Below are 14,074 nucleotides of genomic sequence, written 5' to 3' on the forward strand. Positions count from 1 at the left end.
AGAAAGAGGATCGGGATGGAGAAAATATGGATCATTTGCGGAGCTTTTCTGCTTGAACTGATGTTCGGGGACCCCCGCTGGCTTCCCCACCCCGTCGCCGGGATCGGCCGCTGTATCACATGGCTGGAAAAAGGGCTTCTCCGCCTGATTTCCCGCCTTGCCGTTACCGGCCGGAAAGTCCGCCTGCTCGGGTTGCTGTTTCCACTGGTGATTGCCGGAGGAACCTACGGACTGGCATGGGGGATCACAAAACTGTGTGATGGTTGGAGCCCGCTGGCCGGACTGGTGAGTGAAATCGTCTTGGTTTGGCTGACGATCGCGCCGAAAGGGCTGGCTGACGCGGGGAATCAAATCTTCCGGGCGCTGGCGGAGGGAGATGTGGAAAAGGCCCGCCGGGAACTGGCGATGGTGGTCGGACGGGATACGGAGCATCTCGACTGTGATGAAATCGTCCGCGGAGGGGTGGAAACGGTGGCGGAAAATATTGTCGATGCAGTGATTTCACCTTTGTTTTATGCGCTGATCGGCGGAGCCCCGCTCGCCTTTGCCTACCGGGCAGTCAACACCCTGGACGCGATGGTGGGCTATCGAAATGAAAAGTACATCGATCTGGGCTGGGCTTCGGCCCGGCTTGACGATCTGGCCAACTGGCTGCCCGCCCGCCTGACCGTTATCCCCATGCTGGCAGCTGCTTTTTGTTTGCGCCTCGATTTCCGTTCCGGTTGGCGCGTGGTCCGGCGCGATGCTCATCTGCACCCCAGCCCCAACAGCGGCATTCCTGAATCCTTGATGGCAGGGGCGTTGAATATTCAACTCGGGGGAACCAATACCTATCAGGGGAAGGTTTCAGTTCGCGCCCGGCTTGGTGACCCCCGGCAACCGAAAAAACGGGTGCATCTGAAGTTGGCAGTGCGCATGATGTGGTGGACGACGGTGCTTTTCATCGCCGGTTGTTGCGAAATTGTCCTTGTTTGGAAAAAAATGTTTTTTCAGTCATGCATGATCCCACCTTTTTAGGGGTAAATACAAGCAAGAATGCAAATAGGAAGGGAAAGCCCTCAAAGGAGTGGATCCGCTATTTTTCAAACAGGAGGAACATTGCTCCGCGGCGACGTGGAACAGGAGCTGAAGCGCATTCAGATTGTTGCTTCACCTGAAAATGAATTGGTGGCGGTTAAAAGCGTTCCGCCTGTTTTTCACGAGATCGGACGGGGAACGGATGCGATTGTCGTATCCCATCCGGAATTTCCGGGTATTGTGTTTAAAGTGTATGCAAAGGACCGGATTCATAAAAAAGAAAAAGAGTGGACGGTTTATCAAAAACTGGGGAATTGCCCCTTTTATGCCCGCTGTTACGGATACGGGGATCATTATCTCATCCTCAGCCATGAAAGCGGCCCGACCTTGTATGAATGCTTGGAACTGGGGATCGTGATTCCGGAGCAGGTGATCCGCGACGTCGAAGAGGCAGTTGATTGCGCGCGCTGCCAGGGTCTCAATCCCCGCGATATTCATTTGAAAAATGTGTTGTTGCAAAAGGGGCGCGCCAAGCTGATCGATGTGTCCGAGTATATGGAACCGGGTCGGGACCGGCGCTGGGAACATCTGGTGGAAGCTTATTATGTCTGTTATCCCTATATCCGTGGGCGAAAGATTCCCAAATGGCTGATGGAAAGAGTAAAAAGAGCTTATTTCAATCAGGGGGGAAATGCGTTTTCCCTGCCTTCTTTTGTGCAGAATATGAAGCAGCGAATGGGGATCGACTGGCTGACACAAGAGAAGAATGGAGAGGAGCAGGAAAATGTTTCAGAATCCGACTGATGCAGAGAGGGCAAAATTGCTGAAAGAGGCGAAAAATATCGCTGTGGTGGGATGCTCGGATAAACCTGAACGAACGAGCTATCTGATCGCTGCGGCATTGCAGGATGCGGGATATCGCATTTTTCAGGTCAATCCTTATCTGACCGGTCCGGTTTTGGGAGAAAAGCCCTATCGCTCACTGAGCGAGATCAACGAGCCGATCGATATTGTCAATGTGTTTCGCCGAAGTGAAGAGGTGTTTCCGATCGCGGAGGAAGCCGTCAAAGTCCGGGCAAAAGCGATCTGGATGCAGATCGGAGTCTGGAATGAAGAAGCGGCGGAGCTGGCCGCTGAAAATGGACTGATCGTGATCATGGACCGTTGTATTAAAGTGGATCATGCCATTCTGCTGGGGAAACGGTCCGCCCGGGAAGGCTGAGTCTGTAAGCCGTCCTGCACTCATTTTTGATATTTCCTGTATTTTGAAAACTTGGTTTGGTGATCAGCCCCCGAGTCCGGTGGAATAGCCGGACTTTTTTCTTTGACTGCGCAGGGGTTGCGCCGAACAAAAATAATATCCGCCAGATTTTTATATAGGAGATTGTGTTTCGATTTGTCGAAAAAAATAGATTTTTAGCGAAAGATGTGGCATAATGAAAAAGCAAACAGCGGGTTTTTCCCCTTACAGTTGTGGCAAATTCAGCTGATTGAGGTGAGTCAAAATGCAAACATTGAGGTTATCTCAATTGGTATTGGCAGTTTCCCCCGAGTTGTATGAATTGTTGACAGAAGCTGAACTGGATGCCAGCGTTTTGGTTCACGGTGAGCTTTCCAATATAAACAGGGACGATATCAGCCGCATTGTCGCACAGACGATCGCTTATCATCACGGAGATAAATGGTACCATTAACAGGGAAGGCCCGGAGAGCCCGGGTCTTCCTTATTAATGTACGTTGGTGGCCGAGTTTTCGAATTCGCGAATCGCCTGTTTGATCTCTTCCGGGAGAGGCTGGCTTTTTCCGGTTTTCGGGTTAATATAAACGACCGTTCCGCGACCGGCAGCTGCCAGTTGGTCATCGGCCAGCAGGGCATATTCAAAATCCATGCTGCTGTTGCCGATGCGACTGATGCGAACCCCGAGGTTCACCTTTTGCCCAAAGTGTACCTGCCGCAGATACTGGCACTCCAAACTTGCAGCCACAATGATTCCGCTGTGTTCCGAATGGAGATCGAACATCCTATCGGTTAGATTCAACTCCTCGAAATAGGCGATCCGCCCATGCTCAAAATAGCTGAAATAACTGACGTTGTTGATGTGTCCGAGCATATCGGTATCGGAGAACCGGACTTGAACCGGGGTGAAAAAGCGAAAAGAATCAACCCATTGATTTGGGTCTTCTGGTAGCCATGCAGGAATCATGGATCTGAACCTCCATTAACATGTCGTTAAAGAAAATGTTGGTACAAACAATATTATTATATAAATAAATTCATTTATAAATATGATTTTATTCCTGTAATTTTATGAGAAAAACGTCGAAATTAAATGCAGAAATTAAATACTTCATATGATATACTAAAAGTGGAAATGAAGGGGGCTAGTCCTGGTCCAAGGGGGGTCTTTTTGATGCCGGCAGAGCAGACGAGACAATTATGTGTTTTCGTAAAAGACAAATTAAAAGAAGCGAAAGAAGAGCTGAATCATTTTCTTAATTATACCCATGTGCCCATGCTGCTGGGGGAAAAAGAAAATGATTCCGCACAAGAGGCCTATATCTGTGAATACCTGCAGGATTTAAGGCATTTGAGTGTCGCTTGCGAACTCGGGTATGAGAAGGTGAGCCTCGTTTTGCGGCGAGCCAAGTTCAATCACGAGTTTGCGGAAAAAGTGCTGAGTGAAATCGTCCATTCATGCATTTATGCCTTTTATTATCCGAAGCACGAGGTATATGAGGAAGACGGCCGTTACACATATACTCAGATGGATGCGATCAAATTCCGACAAACACCTCCCGAAGCTTTGCGGAAAATCACGGTTTCCCTGTCCAAGATCTTCGAAGCTTTGAGAGATGAGTTGGACTATTATGAAACGGATTATATCACGCGCATCCGTTTGCAATCCCGATAAGGTTGTGTTTGTTTGGCAAACAAACCCTGTTTCGTCCTCTGTTTCCGGGGGGTTGTTTTTCGTCAATGAATGAATAATTATTCATGAACAAGCAATGACTTGACGACAGAACCCCAGGATAGACTTAAGCAATGGATTGGAGTGGTGCCCCCCTCAGTGAACATGGGGAGGTCTGGGGGGACACCACGACCCGGCAAGCAGCAAAATTTTACAGAAAAAGGATAGAGAGAGATGGGAAAAAGGGGGAACTGTATGGTGGCGGGGCCGATCATTGAGGCGGATTTTATTGCTGAACCTCAAGGGAAAAGACTTGCGTCAGGCAGCTATCGGCGGAATCGCGCCCGCATAGAGCGATTGCTCAAAAATGACCCGAGAGTCGAATATTATCTGGTGCTGTCCATTTTGGAGGCGCGCAAAGGATATTGGCACCGGGCGCAAGCAGCCGTTGAGGAAGCGCTCAAGCTGGAGCCTCAGCATGCTGATGCCATGCTCCTGTTGGCGCAAATTTGTGAGGCGCAAAACGACCTGAAAGAAGCTGCATCGCTTTATCAGGCGTGTGTGCGGGTACATACCCGCTTTGCCAAGGCTTACCGTGAGTATGCGCGCTACTTGATGAGCCATACGGATACGATCACCCTGGCGCAAAATTTGTTGTTTCGCTGTCTGGAACTGGACCCCAAAGACTCAATTGCTCACACGCTGATGGCGGAAATTTACCTTTTACGCGGAAAAACCGGACAAGCTCTTTTGCACTTGGAACTGGCAGCTCACTACTATCGGGCCAACCCCTTGTACCATCAACGCAAAGCAAAAGTGTTCATCGAGATGAAAAAGTACGAGGAAGCGGCGCGGCAATTGAAATTGGCGCTGAGGATGGACCCGAAAAACAAAGTGATACGCTCAGAATTCACCGAGGTGCTTAAAGCGACGAACACACCCCGGATTTTCCTGTTTTGGAAGCGTTGGGTAATTTAAAACTGTTGGATTAGACCGCCAAACTTGAAAAAGTTTGAAAACGATCATCGACATGATATCGACAAATTTCGGGGAGCGTGTTAAAATGTTCGTGTAAGTAAGGTTGACCTTCTTGCTTACGCTACCACGCTTCTTTTTAACTCCTTAATCTTGACCCTCTTTCATGTGACCAGGTAAACCTGGTCTTTTTTCTTTTTCCCGGGTTTCTGTTATGCTGATTAAAAATGGAATGTGAACGGAGGTTTGAATAAAAGCGATGGCTCACAATCTCTATCAATTATTTTTTATTCATTATCACCGGGGGGAATATTGGGAAGCGCACGAAGTTTTGGAAGAATTGTGGCAATCACAGCGTCACAATGACTTTTATCACGGTTTGATCCAAATTGCGGCCATCATGCATCAACTCAACAGAGGAAAAGTGCGCGGAGCCAGAAAACTGGCGACCAGTGCCATCAAATACCTTTCGCCGTTTGCTCCCGAAAAAGATGGTGTTTTGGTCGATCGGGTTCTGGATTGGTTGAACCTCTGTCTGGAGGTGCTTCCGGATGGAGTGGAAAAACTGCCGCCCGATGATGCGCTGTTGAAAGAAATACCGGTTTGTCCGCTGCCTGATGTTCGGGAGGTAAATTCCAATTAGCGAACCCTGTGAGGAAGAGTTGGAACAAAGCCCGAAGCGGAGTGAAGCGCCTGAGGAAAGGATGACTCAGCGATCAGTCAGCAACAAACTTTCACCGATGCAGGTCTATCCAAAATGAATATTTTTTATGATGTGTTATCATAAAAACCTCCTTCTCCGACTAAATAATGAATATAGAAAATGTGTAGGAGCATCATCAGCGGAGAGGAGGAGGATGGATGAAAGGGCGGGGCTGGACAGCTGAAGAAGATCAACTGTTAAAAGAATGTGTACTCCAGACTATTATCAATGGAGGCACGCAGGTTGAGGCGTTTGAAAAAATCGGAAAAAAATTGGGCCGCACGCCCGGAGCCTGCGGGTTTCGTTGGAACGCCGTCCTGCGGCAAAAAGATCCGCTTTCCTATACAGAGGCAAAAAAGAAGCGTGTCTACCGCCAATTGCAACAAAAACGCGCCAATTCCCCCCAAAGCATATCGCAGTTGATTCCCCTTATAAAGCAGATGGAAAAAGAGGGCAGCAGACTGAAAGCAGAAGTGAAATCGCTGTCTGAAAAAGTGGAGAGCAAGCGGAAACAGGAGAAAGAATTGAGGGAAGAAAATAAAAAACTGCGGGAGGAAATGAACTCTTATCAATGGTATCAGCAGGAAGTGAAAGATAAATACCAGCATCTCATCCGTTTGATCTCTTCCGTGAAAGAACAGGCAGAGATCCCGTTTGAACTGAAAAATGACAAACGCCTTCAGGTGAAAGCCGATAACGAAGAAGGAATCACAACATAAGATAAAGTGCTTCTTAAGTTCTAAGGCAGAAAGAGGTGCGGGTTTTGCCTGACCGGCTGACAGAATGCTTGGACTCTCGGTTGTCTCGCCTCGAAGAACAGATGGAAAAGGTGCAAAGCCAGCTGGAACAATTGATTAAGGAAAACCGGAAAATAAAGCAAGACTTCAAGTTTTTTGAACTCATGCTATTGGAGGAATACCAGTTATTGGTTCATTTGCTCAGCAAGGAGCAAGACCATCTTTTGATTCAGTCCATCGGCGCCGGTTCCAAACCGAATGAAGAAAAATGAGCCTGAAACGGGTAAGGCTCATGTTTTTTTGGTATTAAGAAAGTGCCCTCCGGAGCGGGGGCACTCAGCTTGTTGGCAAATTCCTGAATCGGAAGTCCGACGGGTCAGGGTGCTCTTTGTTTCCGTCGCCTTCGTCACCAATGCCGCGCGTTTCTTCCGGTTGCGTTGATTGAGAAGCTTCGGCCGAAACCGCAACAGTAAAAGCCGCTCCTTTCAATGCACCTTCAACCGGGAATCGCGGTTTATGACTATGCCAAGGGTACAAAGGCCTCCCCTGCCTGCGTTTCAAAGATTGGCGACAAAGACAAAAATCGTGGGAATGACCAGCAAAAACAGCAGCAGATTCAGCCATGGGGAAATGACGGGCGGACGGAAAACGGCGGCCTTTACTTGCACGGGTTTGTAACCCATTCTGCTTCAACCCTTTCTGCCGACTGGTTAGTAAAATCCTATACCTTTCCCGCAAAAAAAGTGTTGGGTTGGTACCCGTTTCTCCTCTTTTGGGCTTGTTGGCAGGGCTTTTGCCCCGGACTGCACCGCCTCTCTTTACATAAGGTGTACAGAGTTGCCTTAATAGGAGGGGATCTGATTGGCCGGAAATGAAATCACGGTAAAAGATTTGGTGCAGATGATCAATTCTGTCATGGGACAGCGTGTATTGACTGAACAGCAAATGGAACAGATTTTGGCCGGAGCAAAGAGAGCTCATGACCGCGGCGGAATGAACGCGGTATTGGAATATCTGATGAAAGTGACCCGAGCCGATGTTGATTTTAAGGAATTAAAACAATTTGCAGATTCCATCAGGGCTGATCCTTCGCTGGGGATGGACATTCTGCAGGGGAAAAAGAAAGTTCCGCGCAAGAAAAAATAGCAGGCTTGAAGCAAGCGAGGCCCTCCCGATCCGGGACAGGGCCTTTTCCTGTGAGTCAGTTACCATTCCGGGGACGCCTGCCCCTCTTCTCCTCGATTTTCGTTAGAGCGGATTAGAAGTAGGCGGGCTTTTGAGAAACGGGGTCCGTCTTTTCCATCGGCAAACAGCCGCCCAATTGCACGGCGAAAAAATTTCCGTCGCCGGCGAGTGTGGAAAAGACACTTGTTTCGCGCCGGCCTTTCCCGTTTCTTCATCCGGTCACGATGCTGTCCAATTTTTGTCATCGTTTTCGGTTATGCTAGTAGAATATCGCCGAATTAGGAAAAAGGAGGAGAGCATCGATGCTTTCATTGAAAAAGCTGATCGGAACGGCTGCCGTTCTGGGGCTGATCGGGGGCATCGCTTTTGGCGTCCATCAAGTCAGTTTTGCGCAGGTGAAAAAGCAAATCCTTGGCGAGAGCGGTCAGACACAGCAACTGCAGGGAACTCACCGGGAAAAAGCGGAGGAAATCGTCGCGAAACAGTTGGGAATGGATGTTGCACAGGTAAAACAATTGATGGCCACCTACCAGGTGAAGCCCGGAAAGCTGGCCATTGCCGGTGTAATTGCAAAACTGAGCCGCCAACCGCTCGATCAAGTGCTGCAAACGATGAAACAGAAGCAGAATTGGAAAGAGGTGCTGTCCGTTTATCATTTGGACCGGAGAGCGGTGGTGCAGGAGCTGCATAAGTGGTTTCCGCGCGCACACGCAGCGAAATGGCTGAAAAACCATCCGGCTGTCGCTTTTGAGATTCTGGCCGATTATCTGGGCCGCACCCCGGCGGAGATTCAACAGGCACTCTACCATTCCCGGCTCGGTTTGCCCGGGGCTGTCAAAGCTGCCGTTTTGTCCAAAGCAAGTGGAAAATCTTATGAAGAAGTGCTGAAATTGAAAGAAGAAAAAAAGTCATGGAAAGAGGTTGAACAAGTTCTGCAGATCGATCAGGCCAAGCTGAAGGCGGAATATAAAAAACTGAAGTCCGTTTTCCGCAAAGAGATCAAACAGTGGCGGCAGCAATGGGAAAAGAACCCGGCGTGAAAAGACATGAACATTCGTATCACTGTGCACTTTCATGAAATAACGCCCAAAGGTACAACCTGCTGTACCTCCGGGCGTTATCTTTTGACGGCTTAAAATCCTTGCAAGGTAGTCCATACTTCCAGTTTGGTCTGCACTTTGCTGATCACTTCGTTGGTAAATTCGGTTGTGGTGGAGCTTCCGCCCAGATCGGCAGTGCGGACGCCTTCTCGCACGCTTTCGATCACGGATTCGTAGATGGCGCGGGAAGCGGCGGTTGCTTTGGGATCATTGAAATAAGTGAGCAGGGAAGCAGCGGCCAGGATCATCGCCATCGGGTTGGCGACATTTTTGCCAAACAAGGACGGGGCGGTGCCATGGGGAGCTTCAGCCATAACGACTTGAGAATTGAAATCTTCATTAAAACTCATCAAAATCGATTCTGAGCCGGCGATCGTTCCAAACATTTGCAGAACGAGGTCGCTGAGGCAGTCACCATCGCGATTGAGTGCAGGAATTACCAGGGATTCACCGGAATTGTTGATGAGAAGCGCATAGGTGGCATCAATCAGTTGCGGCTCGTAACGAACTTCAGGATAACGTTTGGCTGCCTCATCCATTTCTTCCTTGAGCATTCCTTCATAGACGGGGCTGACGGTATATTTGGGGCCGCCAAACACTTTTGCATTGGTTTTTTTTGCGTGGCGGAAAGCAAATTCGGCCACGGCGCGGCAGGTTTTGCGGTCGATTTTTTCGGTGCGATAGGCGATTTCATCCAGACCTTCCCCTTCCCGCCATTCTTTGGCACCGTAGGCATCACCGACTGCCATGCGGATGACGGAAATCGGGGCAAATGTTCCGGCCACAGGGCGAACTCCTGGAATGCGGCGGCCGGTACGAATAATCACCTTGCCGTCGATTTCCTTGCGCAAAATTGCGTTGGGGCTGCCGACATCCCCTTTTTCCTCCGGTGTGATTGTTGCCGCTTTCAAACCGAATCCGGCCCGTTTCATGGCTTGAGCCGCATCATAAACAACTTGATTTTTCGTGTTTCGGCGATTTTCTAAACTTAAGTCAAAAGTTTGAAAATCGATCTCAAAGCCGATCACATTGGGATCAAGGACGCGCAATGCTTCGTCCAACAACTCTTGTCCTGTTTGGTCACCTTTCATGACTACGACGGATTTCGTATCCATATTCTTTCACCTCAAGCATTTTAACATTCCCCGTCTATTATACAGTTTCCAAATTGATCGTACTAGCGCTGAAGATTCGGACTAATAACTTAACCCGAGGATTTGGAGTTTTGCCTCATTTTTGGTGGAGCTTGCAGGAGACTATTCGGTACAATGAAAAAAGAAGCAAGCGGATGCGAAGGGAATATTTGTCATTCGATTTTTCGGATTCGCCTCCGCCTTCATCCCCGGTCCTGGGCGAAACGGGGGCAGGAATGATTGCTGAGAAATGGCAAGGAGGTTCTCGCGTGATTATTGAAGTGAGTGTGGCAGTGATCGCGGCAGCGCTCGTGATTCTCGTTATTTTTCTCATTCGTTCATTAAATGCTTTGACCCAAACATTGCTGTCTGTAAACCAGACACTTGCCGACCTCAAGGGGAAAGTGGAAAATACTGTTGAGGAATCGTCCCGCACACTGAAAGAAGTCCGGTTTTTGGTGGAAGACGTGCGGCAAAAATCGCAAAAGGTGGAGCACCTGTTTGATTCACTGGGGGAAATGGGGAAAAGTTTACAGGAGGCTTCCACAAGTGTATTAAAAAGCGTAGAGGTGAACCGCAACCGTTGGGGAAATGCGATTGCGCTCCTCGGTGTCGGAATCGAGCTGGCCAAAAAGTGGAGGCAGGACCATCAGTATGAAAAGGGAGAACGAGGAGGAAAGCTGGATGGCGAAAAACGGTAGATATTTTGTGGCGGGGGCCATTCTGGGCGGTTTGGTCGGTGCGGCGGTTGCCCTGTTAACCGCGCCGCGTACGGGCAAAGAACTGCGCGAAGAATTGGGGAAAAATCTTGAAACAGTGAAAGCGAAAGGGAAAGACCTGTATGTGACCGTGAAAAATCAGGCGGAAGACCTGATGGATAAAGCGAGTGATGCAGGAATAGAGTTTTCCGGCAAATGGCTGGAATTGCCGCTGAAGCCAAAAGAGACGTCTGCAGCGGAAAAAGAATAAATGAAACGGGCTTTGGAGCATGGCCTTCCGCAAGGGGGGAACACGTTCCAAAGCCCGTTTTTCTTCTCAAACGGATTTCCGTATTCTGCCAACATCGCACAAGTCAACACTCCGGAAACGGATGTGTTAAAATAAGAAAAACCGACACAAAGGGTGAAAAAGATGAGCACCTTTACACAACTGAGCGAATTAAACCAATGGGATGAAGTGTATAGCCAGTCAAAACAAATTCCGGTACTGGTGTTTAAACATAGCACAACCTGTCCGATCAGCGCCAATGCCTTTGCGGAACTGAAGAGATTCAGCGAAACCCCTGCCGCGGCCGGCGTCAAAATAGCCGTGGTGCATGTGAGGGAAGATCGGGCGGTGTCCAATCACATCGCCGACCAACTTCAAGTGAAGCATGAATCGCCGCAAGCCATTTTGCTTTCGGACGGAAAAGTTCTCTGGCACGATTCGCATTGGAATATCACGGTCGAATCCCTGCAAAAAGCAGTTGAACAATAGAGAAAGAGAGGTGAAACCCCTGTTGTGCAAAAATCGCCGTGCAACAGGAAGCCATGAACAGCAATGGGATGGGGGAAAGAGCGTGGAAAAGCGTTGCGGATGAATTTATGGAGCGGCTGCACAAACACCAGCGGTACTTGTTCCGCATCGCCTACCGCTTGACCGGAAACCCGGAAGATGCAAAAGATTTGACGCAGGAAACGCTGTGGCAGGCTCATCAGAAATCAGGCAAATATACATATGAAAAATCGCTGAAAGCCTGGCTCAGGACGATGATGACGAATCGTTTTCGCGACCAGAAGCGGAAAAAGAGCCTGCCCGTGGTTACCCTGGATGAAGCGATGCCCCAGGCCGAAGCAGCCGTGAATGCAAATGCTTCAGTCGAAGAACAGGTGGAGCGCAAGCTGTTATTGGAACGGATGAAGGAAGAAATCGGTTCCTTGCCGGAAATATACCGGCGCGTCATTGTCTTGCGCCATTATTACGGGTATTCTTACGCGGAGATCAGCAAGGAATTGGGCATTCCGGAAGGAACGGTGAAAACTCAATTGTTCCGTTCCCGCAAACTGTTGAAAGAACGGTTATCCAGGAAGGGGTAAGGGAGAGGGGCGTATGAGCCGAACCTGTAGGGAAGTAGAGACGCTGATCCAACTCTATGCGGACGGTGAGATCCAGGATCAAGAGATGATGGTGCTACAGGCGCACGTGAAGGTTTGTCCGCATTGTCGGCAGCTTTTTTTCGAGATGGTCGATTTGGTCACGTCACTGGAAAAACTGGGGCGGGAAGCACGGACAAAACAGCGGCGCATCCTGTTCCAGCCGCTGAAATGGACGACAGTCATCGTAGTGGTAGCTCTTTTCGCCTTCATTTCCTCCTTTCATGCCAAATCAAAATCCCCGCAGATCCTTTCGGCAGAAGACGATCCGGAAATGGAAGCAGTTTCCGGCTTGTTGGTATTTGCGACAAGGGACAGACAGGCTCTTCCCGAGGGGACTCCCTTTATTGGCAGTCCGGAATATGTGCCGTACTCCATGGCCTCCGAATCCGCTGCAATTAATCCGGGCAAATCTCCAATCTTTGTCCGGACAAGCACGGCCTGGATGCGAAAAGTGAACCGGTTTATTTTTGTCAGGGTGAGAGATTCGCGCACCTTTTATTACCTGCTGAAGGAGGCGGGCATTCCGGCCCAAACGGAATGGCTTGGAGAGGGATCGGTTCATTTCCCCGCTTCTTTTGTGATCACAACCGGAGAGAGGCCCAGCATTGAACTGATCGATGATTCCGAAGTCGCCCCCGAAAACCCGGGCTGGTTCAGCCGGTTGACCAGTCAAACTCTGATCACTCCCTGAAATCAGGGGGTGACAAGAAAAAAGAATTCGGATATAATGTACAAAATTATTTTTAGGATCGCTTCTGGCATCCAATCCATTTTACGCTTTTCATCGAGCGGAACCTCGTTAAACTACAACATGGTGAGGGCATGGGATATGCCATCGCAGAGAGAACGCCAGCAGGCTCAATGTAAGTGAAGCCACCATAAAAGCTGGCGGGGCAGTTTTTAAATGAGTAGAGAGGAGAAAGACGAGTGAGTGAGCATCGGTTATCTGATTTGCGCGAGAAATTGGATGAGATCAACCTGAAATTATTGGCTCTGTTAAACGAGCGTGCGAGCATTGCAAAAGAAATTGGGGAAGTCAAGAAAAAACAGGGAATTAACAAGTTCGACCCTGAGCGCGAACAAAAGATGTTGGAAGTGCTCACCAAGGAAAATAAGGGGCCTTTTTCCGACGAGACCATAAGCTATCTGTTCAAACAGATTTTCAAGGCTTCGCTCGATTTGCAACAGAGCGATCAGAAAGAAGCGCTGTTGGTCAGTCGCAAAAAGAAGAATTCCGATACGGTAATTGACCTCGGAGGAACCCGGGTTGGCACAGGACGCCCGCATGTGATCGCAGGACCGTGCGCGGTCGAGTCGGAAGAGCAGGTGTTTGCCGTTGCGCGGGCACTCAAGGCACAGGGGATCGAAATCATGCGCGGCGGAGCCTTTAAACCGAGAACGTCGCCTTATGATTTCCAAGGATTGGGCCTTGAGGGATTGAAAATTTTGCGCAAGGCTGCCGATGAATTCGGCCTGAAGGTGATCAGTGAAATCGTGAACCCGGCCGATATTGAAGTGGCAGGCGAATATATTGATGTCATTCAAATCGGGGCGCGCAATATGCAGAACTTTGAATTGCTGAAAGCCGCCGGTTCCGTCAATACGCCGGTTCTGCTGAAACGGGGACTTTCCGCTACACTGGAAGAATTTTTGTTTGCCGCGGAATACATCATGTCGCGTGGAAATGATCAGGTCATGCTCTGTGAGCGCGGGATCCGAACCTATGAGAAGTGGACCCGTAATACGCTCGATATCTCAGCCGTTCCCATTTTGAAGAACGAATCGCACTTGCCGGTGTTTGTGGATATCACTCACTCAACAGGCAGACGGGATATTTTGCTGCCCTGTGCGAAAGCGGCTCTCGCAGCGGGAGCAGACGGCATTATGCTGGAGGTTCATCCCAATCCTGCTGTCGCCTTGTCCGATGCAAAACAACAAATCGATATTCCCTCGTTTGATCATTTTATGGGAGAGCTTCGTGCATCGGGCTTATTCGAACAGTCGAAAACCGCTCCAACTGGTGTTTAAAAGGGATAAAGAGAAAAAAACTTTAACGAAAAAGCGAACAGACGTCACAGTCTGTCCGCTTTTTTTGGCTGGAAATTTGGTATGATGATATACAGATAAAAGTCCCGTTTTTGGAAACAGGTTTCAGTTGTTGTCTAGAGGGAGGAACGGTT

At 49.2% G+C, this 14,074-nt stretch carries 20 protein-coding genes; 17 read left to right on the forward strand and 3 right to left on the reverse strand.

Annotated elements, in window-relative coordinates; translation table 11 throughout:
* Nucleotides 1-15 precede the first annotated feature (15 nt).
* The 4 genes from cbiB to I8U18_RS00340 all read left to right on the forward strand — a co-directional run bounded on the left by cbiB (nucleotide 16) and on the right by I8U18_RS00340 (nucleotide 2,711).
* A complete protein-coding gene (gene cbiB / locus I8U18_RS00325; protein ID WP_052153836.1) occupies nucleotides 16-1,017 on the forward strand; it encodes an adenosylcobinamide-phosphate synthase CbiB in 1,002 nt (333 codons plus the stop codon).
* Nucleotides 1,018-1,098: 81 nt separating this feature from the next.
* On the forward strand, nucleotides 1,099-1,821 hold the full coding sequence (locus I8U18_RS00330) for a hypothetical protein (protein ID WP_052153835.1): 723 nt from the start codon (nucleotides 1,099-1,101) through the stop codon (nucleotides 1,819-1,821).
* Nucleotides 1,802-2,239, forward strand: coding sequence for a CoA-binding protein (locus I8U18_RS00335; protein WP_198064377.1), 438 nt, complete (start codon nucleotides 1,802-1,804; stop codon nucleotides 2,237-2,239). Before I8U18_RS00330 ends, I8U18_RS00335 begins: the two co-directional genes overlap by 20 nt.
* A 283-nt stretch (nucleotides 2,240-2,522) precedes the next feature.
* Nucleotides 2,523-2,711, forward strand: coding sequence for a hypothetical protein (locus I8U18_RS00340; protein ID WP_033099100.1), 189 nt, complete (start codon nucleotides 2,523-2,525; stop codon nucleotides 2,709-2,711).
* Between the two features lie 33 nt (nucleotides 2,712-2,744).
* On the opposite strand, the gene I8U18_RS00345 is transcribed toward I8U18_RS00340, so the two are convergent.
* Nucleotides 2,745-3,221 (reverse strand): acyl-CoA thioesterase, encoded by a 477-nt coding sequence (locus I8U18_RS00345; RefSeq protein WP_033099099.1) that lies wholly within the window; start codon nucleotides 3,219-3,221, stop codon nucleotides 2,745-2,747.
* Between the two features lie 207 nt (nucleotides 3,222-3,428).
* Between I8U18_RS00345 and I8U18_RS00350 the strand changes: the two genes are divergently transcribed.
* From I8U18_RS00350 to I8U18_RS00370, 5 genes are all read left to right on the forward strand, one after another.
* Nucleotides 3,429-3,929, forward strand: a complete 501-nt coding sequence (locus I8U18_RS00350; RefSeq protein WP_198055178.1) for a DUF3907 family protein — start codon at nucleotides 3,429-3,431, stop codon at nucleotides 3,927-3,929.
* Between the two features lie 231 nt (nucleotides 3,930-4,160).
* A complete protein-coding gene (locus I8U18_RS00355) occupies nucleotides 4,161-4,904 on the forward strand; it encodes a tetratricopeptide repeat protein (RefSeq protein WP_081943622.1) in 744 nt (247 codons plus the stop codon).
* 256 nt (nucleotides 4,905-5,160) lie between these two features.
* On the forward strand, nucleotides 5,161-5,544 hold the full coding sequence (locus I8U18_RS00360; RefSeq protein WP_198064378.1) for a DUF309 domain-containing protein: 384 nt from the start codon (nucleotides 5,161-5,163) through the stop codon (nucleotides 5,542-5,544).
* Between the two features lie 218 nt (nucleotides 5,545-5,762).
* On the forward strand, nucleotides 5,763-6,323 hold the full coding sequence (locus I8U18_RS00365; RefSeq protein WP_052153834.1) for a Myb-like DNA-binding domain-containing protein: 561 nt from the start codon (nucleotides 5,763-5,765) through the stop codon (nucleotides 6,321-6,323).
* Between the two features lie 44 nt (nucleotides 6,324-6,367).
* Nucleotides 6,368-6,613, forward strand: coding sequence for a hypothetical protein (locus I8U18_RS00370; protein ID WP_033099095.1), 246 nt, complete (start codon nucleotides 6,368-6,370; stop codon nucleotides 6,611-6,613).
* A 285-nt stretch (nucleotides 6,614-6,898) separates the two neighbouring features.
* On the opposite strand, the gene I8U18_RS17965 is transcribed toward I8U18_RS00370, so the two are convergent.
* The gene (locus tag I8U18_RS17965; protein WP_255517802.1) at nucleotides 6,899-7,024 is read right to left on the reverse strand and encodes a hypothetical protein; all 126 of its coding nucleotides are present in this window, start codon (nucleotides 7,022-7,024) and stop codon (nucleotides 6,899-6,901) included.
* Between the two features lie 178 nt (nucleotides 7,025-7,202).
* On the opposite strand from I8U18_RS17965, the gene I8U18_RS00375 reads away from it, so the two are divergent.
* Nucleotides 7,203-7,487, forward strand: a complete 285-nt coding sequence (locus tag I8U18_RS00375) for a hypothetical protein (RefSeq protein ID WP_033099094.1) — start codon at nucleotides 7,203-7,205, stop codon at nucleotides 7,485-7,487.
* A 341-nt stretch (nucleotides 7,488-7,828) separates the two neighbouring features.
* The gene (locus I8U18_RS00380; protein WP_033099093.1) at nucleotides 7,829-8,566 is read left to right on the forward strand and encodes a hypothetical protein; all 738 of its coding nucleotides are present in this window, start codon (nucleotides 7,829-7,831) and stop codon (nucleotides 8,564-8,566) included.
* A 92-nt stretch (nucleotides 8,567-8,658) separates the two neighbouring features.
* On the opposite strand, the gene I8U18_RS00385 is transcribed toward I8U18_RS00380, so the two are convergent.
* A complete protein-coding gene (locus tag I8U18_RS00385; protein ID WP_033099092.1) occupies nucleotides 8,659-9,741 on the reverse strand; it encodes an isocitrate/isopropylmalate family dehydrogenase in 1,083 nt (360 codons plus the stop codon).
* A gap of 287 nt (nucleotides 9,742-10,028) precedes the next feature.
* On the opposite strand from I8U18_RS00385, the gene I8U18_RS00390 reads away from it, so the two are divergent.
* The 6 genes from I8U18_RS00390 (at nucleotide 10,029) to I8U18_RS00415 (ending at nucleotide 13,922) form a co-directional block, all read left to right on the forward strand.
* A complete protein-coding gene (locus I8U18_RS00390; protein ID WP_160173771.1) occupies nucleotides 10,029-10,460 on the forward strand; it encodes a DUF948 domain-containing protein in 432 nt (143 codons plus the stop codon).
* Complete coding sequence (locus I8U18_RS00395) at nucleotides 10,444-10,728, forward strand: YtxH domain-containing protein (RefSeq protein WP_052153833.1); 285 nt, start codon at nucleotides 10,444-10,446, stop codon at nucleotides 10,726-10,728. Before I8U18_RS00390 ends, I8U18_RS00395 begins: the two co-directional genes overlap by 17 nt.
* Before the next feature lie 162 nt (nucleotides 10,729-10,890).
* Nucleotides 10,891-11,235 (forward strand): bacillithiol system redox-active protein YtxJ, encoded by a 345-nt coding sequence (gene ytxJ, locus I8U18_RS00400; protein WP_033099090.1) that lies wholly within the window; start codon nucleotides 10,891-10,893, stop codon nucleotides 11,233-11,235.
* 53 nt (nucleotides 11,236-11,288) lie between these two features.
* Nucleotides 11,289-11,834, forward strand: a complete 546-nt coding sequence (locus I8U18_RS00405) for an RNA polymerase sigma factor (RefSeq protein ID WP_152568441.1) — start codon at nucleotides 11,289-11,291, stop codon at nucleotides 11,832-11,834.
* Nucleotides 11,835-11,847: 13 nt separating this feature from the next.
* On the forward strand, nucleotides 11,848-12,585 hold the full coding sequence (locus tag I8U18_RS00410) for a zf-HC2 domain-containing protein (RefSeq protein WP_033099088.1): 738 nt from the start codon (nucleotides 11,848-11,850) through the stop codon (nucleotides 12,583-12,585).
* 236 nt (nucleotides 12,586-12,821) lie between these two features.
* Nucleotides 12,822-13,922 (forward strand): bifunctional 3-deoxy-7-phosphoheptulonate synthase/chorismate mutase, encoded by a 1,101-nt coding sequence (locus tag I8U18_RS00415; RefSeq protein WP_198055181.1) that lies wholly within the window; start codon nucleotides 12,822-12,824, stop codon nucleotides 13,920-13,922.
* Nucleotides 13,923-14,074: the final 152 nt, after the last annotated feature.

The organism is Thermoactinomyces sp. CICC 10522 (genome assembly GCF_016055075.1).
GTDB classification, from domain to species: Bacteria; Bacillota; Bacilli; order Thermoactinomycetales; family Thermoactinomycetaceae; genus Thermoactinomyces_A; species Thermoactinomyces_A daqus.